Source organism: Kosakonia sp. N21, assembly GCF_050587465.1.
Lineage (GTDB): Bacteria > Pseudomonadota > Gammaproteobacteria > Enterobacterales > Enterobacteriaceae.
On the sequence record NZ_JBOBHR010000004.1, the window covers coordinates 17,428 to 36,061 of the forward strand.

General features: G+C 54.1%; 21 protein-coding genes. 10 read left to right on the forward strand and 11 right to left on the reverse strand.

The window, feature by feature from the left end:
* Positions 1–26: 26 nt before the first annotated feature.
* The gene (locus ACQ3G7_RS10275) at positions 27–1,178 is read left to right on the forward strand and encodes a DegT/DnrJ/EryC1/StrS family aminotransferase (protein ID WP_263100401.1); all 1,152 of its coding nucleotides are present in this window, start codon (positions 27–29) and stop codon (positions 1,176–1,178) included.
* Positions 1,179–1,222: 44 nt separating this feature from the next.
* Here ACQ3G7_RS10275 and ACQ3G7_RS10280 read toward each other — a convergent pair whose 3' ends face one another.
* From ACQ3G7_RS10280 to ACQ3G7_RS10320, 9 genes are all read right to left on the reverse strand, one after another.
* Positions 1,223–2,419: an acyl-CoA reductase gene (locus tag ACQ3G7_RS10280; RefSeq protein ID WP_430889744.1), complete on the reverse strand. Its 1,197-nt coding sequence runs from the start codon at positions 2,417–2,419 to the stop codon at positions 1,223–1,225.
* Positions 2,403–3,488 (reverse strand): LuxE/PaaK family acyltransferase, encoded by a 1,086-nt coding sequence (locus ACQ3G7_RS10285; RefSeq protein WP_430889745.1) that lies wholly within the window; start codon positions 3,486–3,488, stop codon positions 2,403–2,405. Before ACQ3G7_RS10285 ends, ACQ3G7_RS10280 begins: the two co-directional genes overlap by 17 nt.
* Positions 3,472–4,854 (reverse strand): AMP-binding protein, encoded by a 1,383-nt coding sequence (locus tag ACQ3G7_RS10290; protein WP_430889746.1) that lies wholly within the window; start codon positions 4,852–4,854, stop codon positions 3,472–3,474. The genes ACQ3G7_RS10285 and ACQ3G7_RS10290 overlap by 17 nt, the downstream gene beginning before the upstream one ends.
* A complete protein-coding gene (locus ACQ3G7_RS10295; protein ID WP_430889747.1) occupies positions 4,851–5,816 on the reverse strand; it encodes a transketolase family protein in 966 nt (321 codons plus the stop codon). Before ACQ3G7_RS10295 ends, ACQ3G7_RS10290 begins: the two co-directional genes overlap by 4 nt.
* Positions 5,809–6,627: a transketolase gene (locus ACQ3G7_RS10300; protein WP_430889748.1), complete on the reverse strand. Its 819-nt coding sequence runs from the start codon at positions 6,625–6,627 to the stop codon at positions 5,809–5,811. Before ACQ3G7_RS10300 ends, ACQ3G7_RS10295 begins: the two co-directional genes overlap by 8 nt.
* Positions 6,624–7,367 (reverse strand): SDR family NAD(P)-dependent oxidoreductase, encoded by a 744-nt coding sequence (locus ACQ3G7_RS10305; RefSeq protein ID WP_263100407.1) that lies wholly within the window; start codon positions 7,365–7,367, stop codon positions 6,624–6,626. Before ACQ3G7_RS10305 ends, ACQ3G7_RS10300 begins: the two co-directional genes overlap by 4 nt.
* 10 nt (positions 7,368–7,377) lie before the next feature.
* Positions 7,378–8,121, reverse strand: coding sequence for an SDR family NAD(P)-dependent oxidoreductase (locus ACQ3G7_RS10310; protein WP_430889749.1), 744 nt, complete (start codon positions 8,119–8,121; stop codon positions 7,378–7,380).
* Positions 8,122–8,124: 3 nt separating this feature from the next.
* Complete coding sequence (locus ACQ3G7_RS10315; protein ID WP_061494317.1) at positions 8,125–8,367, reverse strand: hypothetical protein; 243 nt, start codon at positions 8,365–8,367, stop codon at positions 8,125–8,127.
* An 82-nt stretch (positions 8,368–8,449) separates the two neighbouring features.
* On the reverse strand, positions 8,450–9,094 hold the full coding sequence (locus ACQ3G7_RS10320; protein WP_430889750.1) for an acetyltransferase: 645 nt from the start codon (positions 9,092–9,094) through the stop codon (positions 8,450–8,452).
* 490 nt (positions 9,095–9,584) lie between these two features.
* Between ACQ3G7_RS10320 and ACQ3G7_RS10325 the strand changes: the two genes are divergently transcribed.
* The 7 genes from ACQ3G7_RS10325 to sdiA all read left to right on the forward strand — a co-directional run bounded on the left by ACQ3G7_RS10325 (position 9,585) and on the right by sdiA (position 15,351).
* Positions 9,585–10,304 (forward strand): RNA polymerase sigma factor FliA, encoded by a 720-nt coding sequence (locus ACQ3G7_RS10325; protein WP_061494319.1) that lies wholly within the window; start codon positions 9,585–9,587, stop codon positions 10,302–10,304.
* Positions 10,305–10,368: 64 nt separating this feature from the next.
* Positions 10,369–10,920, forward strand: coding sequence for a flagella biosynthesis regulatory protein FliZ (gene fliZ, locus ACQ3G7_RS10330; RefSeq protein WP_263100410.1), 552 nt, complete (start codon positions 10,369–10,371; stop codon positions 10,918–10,920).
* An 83-nt stretch (positions 10,921–11,003) separates the two neighbouring features.
* Positions 11,004–11,804, forward strand: coding sequence for a cystine ABC transporter substrate-binding protein (gene tcyJ, locus ACQ3G7_RS10335; protein ID WP_430889751.1), 801 nt, complete (start codon positions 11,004–11,006; stop codon positions 11,802–11,804).
* Between the two features lie 108 nt (positions 11,805–11,912).
* Positions 11,913–12,899 carry a D-cysteine desulfhydrase gene (gene dcyD / locus ACQ3G7_RS10340; RefSeq protein ID WP_430889752.1) on the forward strand — a complete coding sequence of 329 codons (987 nt, stop codon included), beginning with the start codon at positions 11,913–11,915 and terminating at the stop codon, positions 12,897–12,899.
* 21 nt (positions 12,900–12,920) lie between these two features.
* On the forward strand, positions 12,921–13,589 hold the full coding sequence (tcyL, locus tag ACQ3G7_RS10345; protein ID WP_430889753.1) for a cystine ABC transporter permease: 669 nt from the start codon (positions 12,921–12,923) through the stop codon (positions 13,587–13,589).
* The gene (gene tcyN, locus ACQ3G7_RS10350; protein ID WP_430889754.1) at positions 13,586–14,338 is read left to right on the forward strand and encodes an L-cystine ABC transporter ATP-binding protein TcyN; all 753 of its coding nucleotides are present in this window, start codon (positions 13,586–13,588) and stop codon (positions 14,336–14,338) included. Before tcyL ends, tcyN begins: the two co-directional genes overlap by 4 nt.
* A 290-nt stretch (positions 14,339–14,628) precedes the next feature.
* Positions 14,629–15,351 carry a quorum-sensing transcriptional regulator SdiA gene (gene sdiA, locus ACQ3G7_RS10355; RefSeq protein ID WP_430889755.1) on the forward strand — a complete coding sequence of 241 codons (723 nt, stop codon included), beginning with the start codon at positions 14,629–14,631 and terminating at the stop codon, positions 15,349–15,351.
* Positions 15,352–15,404: 53 nt separating this feature from the next.
* Here sdiA and ACQ3G7_RS10360 read toward each other — a convergent pair whose 3' ends face one another.
* Entirely contained in the window at positions 15,405–15,629 is a 225-nt protein-coding gene (locus ACQ3G7_RS10360; protein WP_263100416.1) for a DUF2594 family protein, read from the reverse strand.
* On the reverse strand, positions 15,626–15,772 hold the full coding sequence (locus tag ACQ3G7_RS10365; RefSeq protein WP_430889756.1) for a hypothetical protein: 147 nt from the start codon (positions 15,770–15,772) through the stop codon (positions 15,626–15,628). Before ACQ3G7_RS10365 ends, ACQ3G7_RS10360 begins: the two co-directional genes overlap by 4 nt.
* Before the next feature lie 324 nt (positions 15,773–16,096).
* Between ACQ3G7_RS10365 and uvrY the strand changes: the two genes are divergently transcribed.
* Together uvrY and uvrC are read left to right on the forward strand one after the other, a co-directional pair.
* A complete protein-coding gene (gene uvrY, locus ACQ3G7_RS10370; RefSeq protein ID WP_430889757.1) occupies positions 16,097–16,753 on the forward strand; it encodes a UvrY/SirA/GacA family response regulator transcription factor in 657 nt (218 codons plus the stop codon).
* Complete coding sequence (gene uvrC, locus ACQ3G7_RS10375; protein WP_430889758.1) at positions 16,750–18,582, forward strand: excinuclease ABC subunit UvrC; 1,833 nt, start codon at positions 16,750–16,752, stop codon at positions 18,580–18,582. The genes uvrY and uvrC overlap by 4 nt, the downstream gene beginning before the upstream one ends.
* The last annotated feature ends 52 nt before the right edge of the window (positions 18,583–18,634 follow it).

Below are 18,634 nucleotides of genomic sequence, written 5' to 3' on the forward strand. Positions count from 1 at the left end.
TCATTGATTAACGTGCAGGTCTGCATATGGGCGATAACATCTTTGTCACGAGTCCGCTTTTGCCTCCTCTTGAGGAGTTCATGCCCTACATGGAGAAGATTTGGCAAAATCGCATCCTGACTAACGGTGGCGCTTTTCACCAGCAACTCGAAGAGGAGCTGGCGAACTACCTGGGCGTAAAACACGTATGCCTGTTTTCCAACGGTACGCTGGCGTTATTGACCGCGCTGCAAGCGCTGCGCGTTACCGGCGAGGTGATCACCACGCCTTACTCGTTTGTCGCCACCTCCCATACCCTGCTGTGGAATGGCCTGACGCCCGTCTTCGCCGATATCGATCCGCAGACATTTAATATTAGTCCGGAACGCATTGAAGAGCTGATCACCCCGCAGACCACCGCCATCATGCCGGTGCATTGCTATGGCATTCCCTGCGATGTTGACCGCATTCAGCAGATTGCCGATGTTTACGGGCTGAAAGTGATTTACGACGCAGCGCATGCATTTGGCGTGCGTAAAGATGGTGTCAGCATTCTCAACCATGGCGATTTGTCGGTACTCAGTTTCCATGCCACGAAAGTGTTTAACACCTTCGAGGGGGGCGCGATCATTTGCCATGACGCCCGCACCAAGCAGCGCATTGATTATCTGAAAAACTTTGGTTTTGCCGGGGAGACGCGTGTTGTTGCGCCGGGCATTAACGCCAAAATGAACGAGATGGAAGCGGCGTTTGGCCTGCTACAACTGAAATACATCGACGGCGCACTGGCGGCCCGCTCGACGATTTATCAACGTTACTGTGAAGGGTTGCAGGGCATCCCGGGCATCAGCTGGTTTGACGCCGCCGGGCGTTTTGACTGGAACCACGCCTATTATCCGGTGCTGGTGGGCAGTGACTATTCGCTTACGCGTGATGGGTTGTACGATGCGCTGAAGGCGGAGGGGATCTACTCGCGCCGCTATTTTTACCCGCTCATCAGCTCTTTTGCCATGTACCGCCATTTAGCGACCGCTTCGGTGGATCATTTACCGGTCGCCAACGCGATTGCCGAGCAGATCCTTTGCCTGCCCATCTACCCGGATTTGACAGAAGCCGATCAGCTGCGGGTGATTGATATCATCCGTCGGCATGCGCAGAAAACAAAAAAGTCCGGTAAACCCGTTCGCCACGTTGCCTGATAAAAAAACGCCGGTCATCCGGCGTTTTTTTGCCCGCAAGCCGATTAACCAATGGCGACGGTTCGCGTCAGCATGGCGACCAGATCATAACCATCCCATTGCAGGGTGAAATCCAGCGTGCGGCCAAACGGCACCACGCGGTCAATGCCCTGTGGTCGACGTGTCGCCAGCCATGCAGTCACCGTCGCATTCTCAATGCCAAACGTCGCCAGCGTCTGGCAGCGCTCGCCGCATACCGGCACGATCTCATCCAGCGATTCGGCGACATACTCGAGGAAAAATCCGCAGTTACCGCGTAACTCCATCACTGCGCTATTCACTTCGGGCAGTTCAATACGCACTAGCAGGTTGTCGTCTGCGGAAACCTTTTTAACGCCGGGCCACGTTGCACCCAGCAGACAAAGCCGCGTCAGTTTATTGACGGCCGCAACCGGCTCCAGGTGGTAAAAGCGCGCGGCGAAGGCATGAAAGTGTTGCCAGAAGAGTTCCCGTGCGGCCTGCGTCTCTTTTCCCAGCCAGACCACCAGCGAGGGTGAAGAACAGGCGTTCTGGTCATTGAGCAGGGTGTCATTAAAGAACGCCCGCGCCAGCTTCTCTTTATCCGCATGCGCCAGATAGCGATCCGCATCAATGGCGGCAATGGAATAGCGGTCGGCAAAGGCTATCTCCCGCGCGCGTGGTTTTAGCGGCGAGCGACGGATCTGCGCGATGGTTTCATCGCCACCCCAGATAATGCGGGTATCGCACAGTGCGGAAAGGGCGTCATTGATCGACTGCTGGCGTTCATAACGCAGCAGGCAGATATACGGCGCCAGTGCCGGATGCTGCATTAAGGCGGCAGCCAGCAGGCGCACAATGATCGCCACCTGCGGGTGGTCGCGCCCCGGTAAACGGACAATATTGGCATTTCCGGTCAGCAGGCCAGTCAATAACGAGTAGGCGAAGTTAGCGGCAACATTCCCCGGTGCGATATGAAAAACGACACCGCGACCATAGCGGTTGGGCAGATCGCCGTATGCTGCCTGCATTTGCGCCAGCGAGGCTTCCCGGCACCAGAAACCGAGGCTCACCACATCCGGCCAGGCTTTTGCTTCCGCATCTTGTAATGTCAGCCGGGAAAAGGTGTGCAACAGCGCCAGAATTTCCGGGGCAAAGGCCGGATACGTTGCCCGTTCCGGCATCGCCCGTAACTGTGCTTCGTCACCCAGAATGAAGGTCAGATCGTTAAAACTCTGCTGCATATGTGTCGCTACACCCGCGTAATTCGGCTTTTTTCAGCCGACCAAGGATCCGGAAATATTTGCCTTTGCGCCCGCATGGGCAGTCATCTTCGCCCAGTAATACACCTTCATCTTCCGTCAGCAACGCGTGGCCAGGGTAAGATTCGGGCAACAACGACAGCACCTGAATAATCCCCGGCTGGCCGACGGGCGCACAGGCGAAATTGTGTGGGTCGCGAATAATCACATCCGAGAAGATCGACGCGTGCAGGTGGCCCTGCTCGCATTGCATATAGATACAGCCAGTTTGTTCAACCATGCCGTAGTAATCATGCACCGCTGGTAAGCCGCAGACATCCTGCAACCGGCGGGCGAAGTCCGCTGGCGAAACCGCTTCATGCTGCAACTTTTTCCAGCCGCCGCCGTGGATCAGCAGCGCATTGTCCAGCGCCAGTTTTTTACCGCTCGCTGCCAGCGCTTTATAAAAATGCTGCCAGACCATAAAGGTGAAACCGAACAGCAGAATGCGTTTACCCTGGTGTTTTTCCAGGAAGGCTTCAATCACCGGAATATTCAGCGCCATGTTTTCATCCAGCGCCCAGGCGCGATCGGCGCCAAACAGCGAGAAGCCGAGGATGCCCGCGCCGCGAGCGGAAAATTGCAGCCGGTCTTTCAGCACATCCGGTGAGTCGATAACCAGCATCGGTAACCGGCTGGCGCCCGTGAACTGGCTGACAATCTTCACCAGCACTTTTTGCTGGTAAGAGGCGGTGGTTTTATCAAGAAAAATACGCGATACCTGCTGGCCGGTGGTGCCGGATGAGGTCATGGTTTTGACCACCTCATCGTCCGGGATGCTTTTCAGCGCCAGCGATTTAAACAGCGACACGGGCAGAAAAGGCACATCCTCCAGCGCAACAATCGACGCCGGATTCACGGATTGTGCATCGAGCATACCGCGGTAGGCGTCACAGCGGTCGTAATGGTGCGCGGTTAACGCTTGCAAGCGCGCCAGCAACATCGCTCGCTTTTCCTCACGGGCCAACGAGTAGGGGGCAATGTTGAGGATCTCGTTAAACGGCAGGGACATGATCTTTCAGCTTATGGTAGAGCGTTTTGCCTGCCGGGTTTTTGGGGATCTCGGCGAGGGGGATCACGCGAAATGCCGACGCGTGTAGTTTGCTGATGTCTGCTGCGTATTGTTTGGCTGCTGTCGCGAGCGATGCATCGGTAATAAAGATGCACAGCAAGTCGTCGCGGCCATCGCAGGCGATTGTCGTATCCGGAAACGCCGTTTTCAGTAGCGCTTCCATTTCGTCCAGCCCCACGCGGTTGCCGAAAATTTTCAGGAAACGTTTTTTGCGCCCGACAATACGATAGAACCCGTCGCTGTCGACCGTGGCGATATCGCCGGTATGCAACCGACCGGCAAAGTCATCGCCAAGAGCCAGATCTTCACCGCGTTCGGCATAGCCCAGGGCCACGTTTTCGCCGTGGTAGATCAGCTCGCCGTGCATTCCCGGTGTGGTCACCGGCTGGTTATCATCTCCCAGCAGCAGGAATTCGCCACCGGGGATCGGTTTGCCGATAAAACCGTACCGCGCGGCGGCATCTTCCGGCGGCAGCCAGGCCATGCGCGAGGTGGCTTCCGCTGCGCCATACATCACGATAAAGCGTTTACCCTGTTGGGCGGCGAATTCGGTGTATTCCTGCTGCAATGCCGGCGCAAGTTTACCGCCTGCCTGGGTGAGGGTGCGTAAATCCGGCAGATCCATGCGCATAAACCGCAGCTTACGCAGCATCTCCCAGGTATAAGGCACCCCGGCGAAGGAGCTGGCGCGTTCCGTACGGACAAAATCCCACAGTTCACGCTGCATCACGCTATGCCCGGTCAATAGCAGGCTGCCTCCGGCATAAAGGTGGCTGTTGATGATAGAGAGCCCGTAAACGTAGTTCACCGGCAGACTCACCAGACCGCGCTCATGGCGATCAATTTGCAGATATTGTGCAATGCTGGCGGCGTTGCTTTGCAGATTGCGTTTGCTCAGGCGCACCAGTTTCGGGCTACCGGTTGAGCCGGATGTTGTCATCAGTAACGCCAGAGAATCATGGAGTGCCCATGGCGTTAGCCCGGTGGCGTGCAACTGATAACAGCCGTCTTGCGGCTGCCAGAGAAACGACGGGCGATAGGTATCGATCAACTGCTGCGCGAGGGACGTATCCAGCGCGTTGTCCAGCAATAGTGCGACGGCGTCCTGTTTCAGGCAGGCAAGATACCCAATGACGGTCTCCACCTGGTTATGGCAAAAAATAAAAACCAGCGCGCGTGGAGGAATACGCTGCGCCAGTTCGTCAACGCGCGCGGTGAGCTCGCCGTAGCTGAGGCTTATGCCGCGATCGTCTTTCAGCGCCAGCTGTGAAGCCGGGTGCTGGTGTGTATGCCAGAAAGCATTCATTGCAGTGCGTCCATGACCTGTGCTGTGAGGTTTTCCACCGTCAGACCGCTTTGTTCCAGCATCCAGCCGTAGTCACCGGCGTGCGGATAACCTTGCGGAATACCAAGGGTTAATTGTCTGGGGCGTTGTGTTTGCGCGCTAACGTATTCCGCAACGGCGCTGCCGAGACCGCCAATTATGCTGTGCTCTTCAATGGTCACCAGCAGCTTTTTCCCCAGATGCGCTGCGATAGCGGCTTCATCCAGGGGTTTAAGGGTATGCATATCAATAACGGCGGCATCAATTCCCCTGTCGGCCAGTTGCCCGGCGCTGGTCAGGGCAACATGCACCATACTGCCGGTGGCAATAATGGCGATATCTTTGCCTTCACGTAAGGTGATGGCTTTGCCGGGGATCAGCTCAAAATCGTCTTTGTAAACGATGGGCGCGCGCATGCCGCCAGTGAGACGCAGGTAGACCGGGCCATCATATTCAAGCGCCGCCTGGGTCATTTTGACGGTTGCTGTGCAGTCCGCCGGGGAAAAAATGGCGATGTTAGAGACGGCGCGGAGCATTGCCAGCTCTTCAATACCGTGATGCGTGGCACCAAACATCCCGGTTGCCAGGCCGGACGCCAGACCGACCAGTTTGACGTTTTCCTGCATATAGCCAAGATTCAGGCGTACCTGCTCGGCGGCGCGCAGCGTCAGAAAGTTAGGAAACGAGGTGGCGAAAGGCACATAGCCGCTTGCCGCCAGCCCGGCCGCGACGCCGATCATGTTCTGTTCGGCAATCCCCGTGTTGAAAAAACGTTCCGGGTACGTGGTGCTAAAGCGATCGAGGCCGGAAGATTTGCACAGGTCGCCGGACAGGGCGACGATACGATCGTTATCGTGTGCGAGTTCCAGCAGCGTCATCCCAAAGGTGCCGCGTGAACCGAGCATTGCCCAGGAGCGAATGGCGGCGGGTTTGAACTCAATCATGCTGGCCCCCATTCAGTTCACCCAGCGCATCGGTTAACTGCTGAGCAGAGACGCGATTGCGGTGGAACTCTTTATTGTTTTCCATAAACGACACGCCTTTGCCTTTCACCGTATTGGCGATGATCACCTTCGGTTTCCCATGATGCGGTGCGTTGAAAGCAGCCTGCAACGCGGCAATATCGTGGCCATCGCAAACCAGCGTTTCCCAACGACAGGCGCGCCACAGTGCTTCGAGATCCATCGACATTACGTCACGGGTAAAACCATCGGATTGCAGGCCGTTGCGATCGACAACCAGCGTCAGGTTATCAATGTTGTGGTGCGCGGCCATAAAGGCGCACTCCCAGATTGCCCCTTCGTTGCACTCCCCATCGCCGACCAGCACGTAGGTCTGCCACGCTTCACCTTTCAGGCGACGCCCCAGCGCCAGCCCGGTAGCGAAGGAGAGCCCCTGCGCCAGGCTGCCGCCAGAAAAGTCGATGCCGTACTCCGGGTGTTTGGTGGGATGAACCTGCAACACGGACCCGTTGATCTCAAACTCGTTGAGCTGCTCTTCGCTGATAATGCCGTACTCGCACAATGTGGCGTACAGCCCCAGCGCGGCATGGCCTTTACTCAGAATAAACTGGTCGCGTTCGCGGCGGGTGATGTTCTGTGGGTCATAACGCATGACGCTGCCATACAGCGTACTCAGAATGTCGGTCATCGACAGAGCAGGGGAGACGTGCACTCCGTCGCTCGGCGCGTGGTGCGCCACATTGACGATACGGGTACGAATGCGTCGGGCCGCATCCTGAATTTTTTGCGTCATTTGAGACCACCATCCACGCGAATTGTCTGGCCTGTGATATAGCTGGAGAGATCGCTGGCGAGGAACAACGCCGCCTGCGCAATTTCCGCCGGTTCGCCCGCACGGCGTAAGTCCGCGCCGTTTTTGGCATCTTCAACCACTTGCGCCGGCATGGTGAGCAGCATCTCGGTATCGGTGATCCCCGGCGCGATGCAGTTGGCGCGAATGCCTTTCTCACCCAGTTCAGCGGCAATGGATTTGGTCATGGCAATCAGCGCGGCCTTTGATGCGCCGTAGGCGGATTTGCCCGGATTACCGTCTTCACCGGCCGTTGACGCAATATTGATGATGCTGCCATGTTGATGGCGGGTCATCAGTTTGGCGATGTACTGGGTAAAGAGGTAGACAGAGAAGAAGTTCACTTCAAACTGGGCGCGTAGCTGCGCTTCGCTGGTCATCTGGAACAGACTGTTCAGCGTGATGCCGGCGTTATTCACCACGGCATCCAGCGGGCGCTTGTCGGACATAATGCGCTTGACCGCCAGTTTCATGGCCTCGTAGTCGGTCATATCAAAACCGAGCGGCCAGATTTGCACATCATGCTGTGCGGCGACCTGCGCCATTTCCTGCGTAAATGCTTCATCGGCTTCACGCGCGTGGGCGTAAATGTTCGCCCCACTGGCCGCGAACACATCCACCATGGCGCGCCCCATACCGCGACGACATCCGGTGATCAGTACTGTTTTTCCTTGCATCAACATGTTTGTTTCCTCAACCCATGCCGCCATCAACGCGGATGACCTGGCCTGTGGTGTAGCTGGATGCGTCAGATGCCAGCCACAACAGTGTGTTGGCGACTTCTTCAGCGAGTCCAGGACGCTTCAGCTCGCAGCGTGACATTTGCCGCGCCATCACCTCTTCAGACAGCGATGCCGTCATCGCCGTGCTGATGACGCCAGGCGCTACGGCATTGACGCGAACGCCTTGTGGCCCTAACTCAGCAGACATAGTCCTGGTCGCCGCAATCCACGCCGCTTTAGCGCTGGCGTAGGCCAGTTGGCCTGGATTACCGTCCAGCGCCGAAATGCTGGAGATATTAATGATGCTGCCTTTTTTCTGGCGCAGCATCAGACGGGCGATGTATTGGGTAAAGGCGATTTGCGAGAAGAAGTTGATGGTGAAGGTCTTTTGCAACTGCTCCAGCGTCACCATCTGGAAGTTGGCATCAAAATTTGCACCGGCGATATTCACCAGAATATCCACCGGTTTTTTCGCTTTCTGGATCGTCATCGCCGCCTGTTTTATCGCGTCGTTGTCGCTCAGATCGAAGTAAACCGGGATGATCTCGACCTGATAGTCGGCGCTAAGCTGCGCGATAAACTGGGTGAATTCCGGTGTTTCCGCCTGACAACAGGCGAAAACATTCGCGCCCGCTCTGGCGAAGGTTTCCAGCGTTGCCTTGCCGATACCCTGCAGGCAACCGGTGATAACGGCGGTTTTCGCTTTCAGCAACATGGCTTAGTCCTGAAGTTCAACGTCGTATTTCTTCAGGATCTCTTTGCCTTTTTCCCAGGAAGAAAATTCGATGATGTCATCGGTATCCATCATGATGTCGAAAGCGTCTTCCAGAGAGGCAATCATCGTCATATGGCCTACGGAGTCCCAGGAAGGGGTATCCTGGTATTTGTATCCGGCAAGAATCGCTTCATCCACTTCAAAGGTTTCGACAAAGATACGGTTATAGGTTGCTAAATTTGACATCGTGTTTCTCCAGAATAGCGTGGAAATTTCATTAATATCTGTGCCGCGCTATCGCTGACGACCGCGCGGTGGAATAGGTCGCTCAACGAAAGACTTTTTTGTCGTCGTTTGCGCGAATTGCTCTTGCCGGGTTCCCCATGGCAATGACGCCAGCGGCGATATTGGCAAACACGGCGGCCCCCATGCTGATGATGGCGTCTTCGCCGATGACGGTGCATTCGCGGATTACCGCGTTCATGCCAATAAACGTGCGCGGCCCCACCTGGCACTGACCCGCCAGATTGGCATAAGAAGAGATGACGCAGTCGTCGCCTATCTGGCAGTCGTGGCCGAGGCTGGCGTTGGGTTGCAGGTGCACGTTACGTCCAATCACCGTGTCGCAAGAGATAAACGTGCCGTAACAGACCACGCAGCCTTCATTAAAGGTGACCTCTGCGCTCACTTGCGCCCCAGGATGCACCAACACCGGCAAGGTAAAACCCGCGGCGCGTGCTTTGTCGGCCAGCTTCCGGCGCAAAGCAGGTTCGCCCACGGCGATCACCACTTCATGATCATTCGCCGTCAGACTCTCCAGCGTGACAACCGGGTGGCCTTTGAGTTGCCTGTCTGCGTGCAAGTCGTCGACAAAGCAGAATGCGTCCCAGCGCGGGTGGGTGGCGTTGATCTGCTTCGCCAGTTCGAGAACTTCTCTACCCAGCCCGCCTGCACCATAGATTGCCAGTTTCATCGTATCCTCGAAGTGCGATATTTCAGGGCATGACCGCCCATCTGCCTGACCATCTTGCTTGCGTCGGTGAGTCTCGCGCGGGCGTATAAGTGACAGTCGGGATCAATGCCTTAATGTAAATGACCGGGGGGTTCTGTCAGGGTGCGAATAACCATCATTTTCTCTCGCTTATTAGCGGATAGAAACGTGCAGAAACGTTGGTCAGCAGCTAAAATTTCAATTAGGGTAAAGAGGTTTGGGGCGGTTCGTTAATAACAGCGACAATGCCGGAGCGACATTTTCAATGTAAATGTGAAAAATGAAGCGTTTTAGCATTGTTCTTTTACCGCATTGATTATTCGATGTTTCTTCATTTTTGGATCCATTGAGTTCACTGCGATTCTTTTATTAATGCAAATAACCCCCCATTTCACCCATTATTCATCCGATTAAAACCACTCCAGAATCGGATAATCATGCCGATAACTCAATTAACGCAGGGCTGTTTATCGTGAATTCACTCTATACCGCTGAAGGTGTAATGGATAAACACTCGCTATGGCAGCGTTATGTTCCGCTGGTGCGTCACGAAGCATTGCGCCTGCAGGTGCGTTTGCCGGCGAGCGTGGAACTGGACGACCTGCTACAGGCGGGCGGAATCGGGCTACTGAATGCAGTAGACCGCTATGACGCCCTGCAAGGAACGGCATTTACCACTTACGCAGTGCAGCGTATTCGTGGGGCGATGCTGGACGAATTGCGCAGCCGTGATTGGGTGCCGCGAAGCGTCCGGCGTAATGCCCGCGAAGTGGCGCAGGCGATGGGGCAACTTGAGCAAGAACTGGGACGTAACGCGTCGGAAACAGAAGTGTCGCAGCGTCTTGGCATTCCTGTAGAGGAATACCGTCAGATGTTGCTCGATACGAACAATAGTCAGCTTTTTTCCTACGATGAGTGGCGGGAAGAGCATGGCGACAGTATCGAGCTGGTGACGGATGATCATCAACAGGAAAACCCGTTATTCCAGTTAATGGAAAGTAATTTGCGTCACCGGGTGATGGAAGCAATCGAATCGCTCCCGGAACGTGAACAACTGGTATTAACGCTTTACTATCAGGAAGAACTCAATCTCAAAGAGATTGGCGCCGTCCTGGAAGTAGGGGAATCGCGGGTCAGTCAGCTCCATAGTCAGGCCATTAAGCGCTTACGTACCAAGCTGGGTAAGTTATAGGTTGGTGATCCTGCATCGCCTCCTGGGGAAATGCCGTACAACGCATTGACAACCAGGAGTTATCATGACGGTGCAGCAACCTAAAAGACGGCCTTTAAGCCGCTACCTTAAAGACTTTAAACACAGCCAGACGCATTGCGCTCATTGTCACAAGTTGCTTGACCGCATCACACTGGTACGTCGGGGCGAAATCGTCAATAAAATCGCGATTTCGCGCCTCGATACGCTGTTGGATGAAGCGGCCTGGCAACAGGAGCAGAAAGAGTGGGTTGCGTTGTGTCGTTTCTGCGGCGATTTGCATTGCAAAGAGCAGAGCGATTTCTTTGATATCATCGGTTTTAAACAATATCTCTTCGAACAAACGGAAATGAGCCACGGTACCGTGCGCGAGTACGTTGTTCGTCTGCGCCGGCTGGGGAATCACCTCAGCGAACTTAATATTTCCCGTCAATTACTTGAAGAAGGCTTCCTCGACGAAAATCTGGAGCCCTGGTTACCCGCGACCAGCACCAACAATTATCGGATTGCGTTGCGCAAATACGCGCAGTTTAAAGCGCAGATGCGCTTCACGGCAGTGCAAAAAGTCGCTGTCGGCGCAATATCTGATATATATTGAAAAAGAATAACATGTAGCCGGGCCGTGCTTGAACTTACCGTCAGGCACCGCGCACTACAGTCAAATTCTTAATCGGGGTGACTATGAAACTAGCACTGTTGGGACGTCAGGCGCTGATGGGCGTGATGGCTGTCGCGCTGGTGGCGGGGATGAGCGCGAAAACCTTCGCGGCGGAAAACCTGCTCAGCAAGGTTAAAGAGCGTGGCACACTGTTAGTCGGTCTGGAAGGCACCTACCCGCCGTTCAGTTTCCAGGGCGATGATGGCAAACTGACGGGGTTTGAAGTGGAGTTCGCCGATGCGCTGGCGCAACACCTGGGCGTGAAAGCCGCGCTGAAACCCACCAAATGGGACGGTATGCTGGCGTCGCTGGATTCTAAACGCATCGACGTGGTCATTAACCAGGTGACCATCACTGATGAGCGTAAGAAAAAATATGACTTCTCCACGCCGTATACGGTCTCCGGTATCCAGGCGCTGGTAAAAAAAGGTCACGAAGCGGATATTCACTCAGCCGCCGATCTGAAAGGTAAGAAAGTGGGCGTTGGTCTGGGCACCAACTATGAAGAGTGGCTGCGTCAGAATGTTCAGGGTGTTGATATTCGCACCTATGATGATGACCCGACAAAATATCAGGATCTGCGCGTTGGTCGCATTGACGCCATTCTGGTCGATCGTCTGGCGGCACTCGATCTGGTGAAAAAAACGAAAGACACGCTTGCCGTGGCAGGGGATGCGTTCTCCCGTCAGGAAGCAGGCGTTGCGGTACGCAAAGGCAATGATGACCTGCTGAAGGCGATTGATACGGCTATCGCAGAGATGCAAAAAGACGGCTCCTTAAAAGCGCTGTCGGAAAAATGGTTCGGCGCGGATGTGACGAAGTAATCGTTGCCCGCAAAAAAAGGCGCTTAATCAAGCGCCTTTTTTATTTCATCAGTTTTAGCGTGCATAATAAAAATTAACATTCATCGTTTTCCGGTATCCGGAGGTTTTATGCCACTGCACAATTTGACCCGCTTTCCGCGCCTGGAATTGATTGGCGCACCCACGCCACTGGAGTACCTGCCGCGTTTTTCCGACTACCTTGGGCGCGAGATTTTTATCAAGCGTGATGATGTGACGCCTGTCGCCATGGGCGGTAATAAGCTGCGCAAACTGGAGTTTCTTGCCGCCGATGCCTTGCGCGAAGGTGCGGATACGCTGGTGACGGCCGGGGCGATCCAGTCCAACCACGTGCGCCAGACAGCGGCGGTGGCGGCAAAATTGGGGCTGCACTGTGTGGCGCTGCTGGAAAACCCGATTGGCACGACAGCAGAGAATTACCTGAGCAACGGTAACCGCTTACTGTTGGATCTGTTTTCTGCGCAAATCGAAATGTGCGAGGCGCTGAACGATCCCGTCACGCAACTGGATGAGCTGGCGACACGCCTCGAAGCCCAGGGGTTCCGCCCCTATGTGATCCCCGTTGGCGGCTCCAATGCGCTCGGTGCGATGGGCTATGTGGAAAGTGCGCTGGAGGTTGCCCAGCAGTGCGAAGGGGCGGTGGGTCTTTCCTCGGTGGTGGTGGCGTCTGGCAGTGCGGGGACGCATGCCGGACTGGCTGTCGGTCTGGAGCAACTGATGCCAGAGGTCGAACTGATTGGCGTGACGGTTTCCCGTAGCGTTGCCGATCAAAAACCCAAGGTGGTGACATTACAGCAGGCGATTGCGCGTGAGCTAGAGATCCAGGCCACTGCCGATATTTTGCTGTGGGATGACTACTTTGCGCCGGGATACGGCAGGCCAAATGATGAAGGCATGGAGGCAGTAAAACTGCTGGCGCGTCTGGAAGGCATTTTGCTCGATCCTGTGTACACCGGGAAGGCGATGGCCGGGTTGCTGGATGGTATTGAACAGAAGCGGTTTAAAGATAACGGCCCGATCCTGTTTGTGCATACCGGTGGGGCGCCAGCGCTATTTGCCTACCATCCCCATGTTTAACTCACTGGCAGAGCGCGCACAATGCAAGAGAGTCTGCAACTGGTTATCGATTCCGCTCCCTATCTGCTAAAGGGGGCGGTATTTACACTGCAACTGAGCATCGGCGGGATGTTCTTTGGGCTGCTGCTGGGATTTGTGCTCGCGTTAATGCGTATGTCGCCACTGTTAGCCGTACGCTGGCTCGCCCGTTTCTATATCTCCGTTTTTCGTGGCACGCCGCTTATTGCGCAGCTGTTTATGATTTACTATGGTCTGCCGCAGTTTGGTATTGAACTGGATCCGGTTCCCTCGGCAATGATTGGGCTTTCGCTGAACACCGCTGCCTATGCCGCCGAGACTCTGCGCGCGGCGATCTCTGCTATTGATAAAGGGCAGTGGGAGGCAGCGGCCAGCATTGGTATGACGCGGTGGCAGACATTACGCCGGGCAATTCTTCCTCAAGCCGCGCGTGTTGCGCTACCACCCCTGAGCAACAGTTTTATTAGTCTGGTGAAGGACACCTCGCTGGCGGCGACCATTCAGGTGCCGGAACTGTTTCGTCAGGCGCAACTGATCACCTCCCGTACGCTGGAAGTGTTTACGATGTATCTTGCTGCCTCACTGATCTACTGGGTGATGGCGACGCTCCTTTCCACGCTGCAAAACTATTTCGAACATCAGCTTAATCGGCCGGAGCGCGAGGCGAAATGAGTACGATCGAAATCAGAAACCTGGTGAAAACGTTTCATGGTCAAACGGTGCTGCACGGCATCAATCTTGAGGTGCAGGAGGGGGAGGTGGTGGTGATTATCGGGCCGAGCGGCTCCGGTAAAACGACCTTACTGCGCAGTATCAATTTGCTGGAACAACCCGATAACGGCACGATCCGGGTGGGGGACATTACCATCGATACTGCCCGCGCCATCAGCCAGCAAAAGGCGGCGATACGCCAGTTACGCCAGCATGTGGGTTTTGTGTTTCAGAACTTCAACCTGTTTCCACACCGTACGGTGCTGGAGAACATCATTGAAGGGCCGGTGATTGTCAAAGGCGAGCCAAAAGAGGAAGCGACCGCGCGCGCCCGTGAGCTATTAGCAAAGGTGGGCTTAAGCGGTAAAGAGATGAGCTATCCCCGGCGGTTATCCGGTGGGCAACAGCAGCGCGTGGCGATTGCCCGTGCGCTGGCGATGCGCCCGGATGTGCTGCTGTTTGATGAGCCTACATCGGCGCTGGATCCTGAACTGGTAGGGGAGGTCCTGACCGCCATTCGCCAACTGGCGCAGGAGAAACGCACTATGGTGATCGTCACCCATGAGATGAGTTTTGCCCGCGACGTGGCCGACCGGGCCATATTTATGGACCAGGGGCGCATTGTTGAAGAGGGCGCGGCAAAAACGCTATTTAGCGAACCGCAGCAGCCGCGTACGCGCCAGTTTCTGGAAAAATTTTTGTTACGGTAATAAGGAGCGATTCCGCCAGTGCATTTGACTGAATTGCATTAATTTAACTTAAGTTAAATTTGCTCGCGTTGGATTAATTGCATACAGATTATAAGGGCATATTTATGCCGCCCCGCATTGCGCCTGAAAAAACAGGCAGTTTTTCCTTCCTGATGTTGTTGTAAAACTCGTCAATAAATCCAATTTATTTCCAGATATCCCGATATTTTATATTCATAATTAAGTTTTATGTGTTAGTTTGTTGTATACAAAATAATGATTATTAAAACTCAGGGGTATTACCGGTCGGTATGCAGGAGAAAGCTTTTTTTACCTGGAGACGTGAAATCTTGTCACGTTTTCAGGAGATGACAACGGCGGAAGAGATTTATTCGGAGCTGCAGCGCCAGACGCAGCAGCTGGAATTTGATTATTTTGCGCTTTGCGTACGTCATCCGGTGCCGTTTACCCGGCCAAAGATTAGCGTTGAAAGTACGTATCCTCAGGCGTGGATGTCGCACTATCAGGCGGAGAATTACTTCGCCATTGACCCGGTGCTGAAGGCCGAGAATTTCATCCAGGGGCATTTGCCCTGGAGTGATAAACTCTTTCAGGATGCGATGACGTTATGGGATGCCGCGCGCGATCACGGTTTGCGCAAAGGGATATCTCAATGCCTGATGTTGCCGAATCACGCCATGGGCTTTCTGTCTGTTTCGCGTAATAATGTGTTTGGCAAAATGATGGACGAGGACGAAATTGAGATGCGCCTGCAAACACTGGTGCAGATGAGTTTGTTAATGCTTTCCCGTCTGGAGCACGAGATGGTGATGGCGCCCGAGATGAAATTCAGTAAACGTGAAAGAGAAATACTGAAGTGGACGGCGGAAGGGAAAACATCAGCGGAAATCGCGATGATCTTGTCTATTTCCGAAAATACGGTCAATTTCCATCAGAAAAACATGCAGAAAAAATTCAATGCGCCGAATAAAACGCAGATTGCCTGCTATGCGGCGGCGACCGGGATGATTTGAATTCTGCGCGTCAGACATCAGCGGCTGCCTGGTAACCCGGGCAGCCGTTTTTATTACTGGCGATAAGCCTGTTTAATCTGCTTAACAGTGCTGGAAAACACGGCAGCCTGCGTTTCATCTTCCAACTGGTCGATTTGTTTTTCCATTTTAAGAATGACGCGGCCTGCGTCAGCCTGACCCATTGCCTGCAGCATCAGTGTCATCAATGATTTCAGGCAGGAAACCTCCAGTGCCAGTTCCTTTGCATTATCAGCAGTGGAAAAATCCGGTGTGCTCAATTTATTTTCCTCATTACGTTGTCGCGCAACTGCGCGACGATCACTGTCAAAGCGGCGGAGTATACCATAAGGTCAGCAAAAGATAGCAGTGGTTGTTTTTTGATCGCCGCTGGCTGGTTTATTAAATTAAACTGCTGATGCATTAAAAACACACAGTTTTTGGGTCGCCCGAAAATATATGTTTACTTCAGGTTTAGTCAGAGTTAATTGTTGTTACAAATCCTGCGGGATAATTATCGATAGCAGAAAAACGATTTTTTGGTAACTTTATGAAAATTGGTGTTTAAATTTTTTCCCGCTGCGCTTGAGACCGGAAGAAAAGTTTCCGCTTTTTGTCGCTCTAATTTCCAGAAACGAGAGCGAAATCCGGTCGCCACTGTTTTTAGTCGTTCACTGTTAGGTAAAAAAAAGCTAATATACGGTGAATTAGTTTTCAGCAGCGTTATCCCTATTCCGGAGATACTCCTTTGATCAACGTACTACTTGTTGATGACCATGAACTGGTGCGCGCAGGGATACGACGCATTCTCGAAGATATTAAGGGCATAAGAGTCACTGGTGAGGTCTGTTGCGGTGAGGACGCCATCAAATGGTGTCGCGCCAACTCCGTCGATGTTGTATTGATGGATATGAACATGCCCGGCATTGGCGGCCTTGAAGCCACGCGCAAAATTGCGCGCGGCAATGTCGACACCAAAGTCATTATGCTCACGGTCCACACCGAAAACCCTCTGCCTGCCAAAGTGATGCAGGCTGGCGCAGCGGGCTACCTCAGTAAAGGCGCGGCACCACAGGAAGTGGTTAATGCTATCCGCTCTGTACATTCCGGTCAGCGTTATATCGCCTCCGATATCGCGCAGCAAATGGCGCTGAGCCAAATCGAACCCGAAAAAACGGACTCGCCGTTCTCCATGTTGTCTGAGCGTGAATTGCAGATTATGCTGATGATCACCAAGGGCCAGAAGGTCAACGAGATCTCGGAACAGTTGCACCTGAGCCCGAAAACGGTGAACAGCTATCGCTACCGGATGTTCAGTAAATTGAACATTCACGGTGACGTCGAATTGACGCACCTCGCCATTCGCCATGGTTTGTGCAATGCGGAGACGTTAACAAGTCAGTGACTGAAGTTTTTGATTCGAAAGCATTTCTTAAAACGGTTACCAGCAAACCCGGTGTCTATCGCATGTATGATACCGGCGGTACCGTTATCTATGTGGGTAAAGCGAAAGACCTGAAAAAACGGCTTTCCAGCTATTTTCGCAGCAACCTTGCGTCGCGCAAGACCGAAGCGCTGGTGGCGCAGATCCAGCAAATTGATGTGACCGTTACGCACACTGAAACGGAAGCGCTGCTGCTGGAACATAACTACATCAAGTTGTACCAGCCCCGCTATAACGTGCTGCTGCGTGATGACAAATCCTATCCCTTTATTTTTCTCAGCGCGGATACGCACCCACGCCTGGCGATGCATCGCGGGGCGAAACACGCTAAAGGGGAGTATTTCGGCCCTTTCCCGAATGGTTATGCGGTGCGCGAAACCCTGGCGCTATTACAGAAAATTTTCCCGGTGCGTCAGTGTGAAAATAGCGTTTATCGCAACCGTTCGCGCCCGTGCCTGCAATATCAAATTGGCCGCTGCCTTGGGCCCTGCGTTGCCGGGTTAGTGAGTGAAGAGGAGTATGCGCAACAAGTGGATTACGTGCGCATGTTCCTGGCCGGCAAAGACGACCAGGTGCTGACGCAGCTTATCGCGCGTATGGAAAAAGCCAGCAAGGCGCTGGCGTTTGAAGAAGCCGCACGTATTCGCGATCAGATCCAGGCGGTGCGCCGCGTGACAGAAAAACAGTTTGTGTCCAATACGGGCGACGATCTGGATGTGATTGGCGTCGCGTTTGATGCCGGTATGGCCTGCGTTCACGTGTTGTTTATCCGACAGGGGAAAGTACTGGGTAGCCGCAGCTACTTTCCGAAAGTGCCTGGTGGTACGGAGCTGGGAGAAGTGGTGGAAACCTTTGTCGGCCAGTTCTATTTGCAGGGAAGCCAGATGCGTACCTTGCCTGGCGAGATCCTGCTGGATTTTAACCTGAGCGATAAAACGCTGCTCAGCGACTCGCTGTCGGAGCTAGCTGGGCGGCGCGTCAACGTGCAGACAAAACCACGCGGCGACCGCGCCCGCTATCTCAAGCTGGCACGCACCAACGCTGCTACGGCGCTCAGCACCAAACTTTCGCAACAGTCCACGGTTCATCAACGTCTTGCTGCGCTGGCCAGCGTACTGGAGCTGCCAGCGGTTAAACGTATGGAGTGTTTTGATATCAGTCATACCATGGGGGAACAGACGATTGCGTCCTGCGTGGTATTTGATGCCAATGGCCCGCTGCGTGCAGAGTATCGTCGCTATAATATTACCGGGATCACGCCGGGGGATGATTATGCAGCGATGAACCAGGTACTGCGCCGCCGCTATGGTAAGGCCATTGAGGAGAGTAAAATCCCGGATGTGATTTTAATCGATGGCGGCAAGGGGCAGTTGGGGCAGGCGAAAACGGTTTTTGCCGAGCTGGACGTTCCCTGGGACAAGCATAAACCGTTGCTGTTAGGGGTAGCGAAGGGCGCCGATCGTAAAGCCGGGCTGGAGACGCTGTTCTTCGAACCGGAAGGCGAGGGCTTCAGTCTGCCGCCGGATTCTCCTGCGTTGCATGTTATCCAGCATATTCGCGATGAATCACACGATCATGCGATTAGCGGTCACCGTAAAAAACGTGCGAAAGTGAAGAATACCAGTACGCTGGAGACCATCGAAGGTGTGGGGCCAAAACGCCGCCAGATGTTGTTGAAGTATATGGGCGGCTTGCAAGGATTACTTAACGCCAGTATTGAAGAAATCTCAAAAGTGCCGGGCATCTCCCAGGGACTGGCAGAAAAGATCTTCTACTCGTTGAAACATTGAGGGCTCTGTAGCAACATAGAGCGAATATCCACGGACAACAGACAGTTAACGC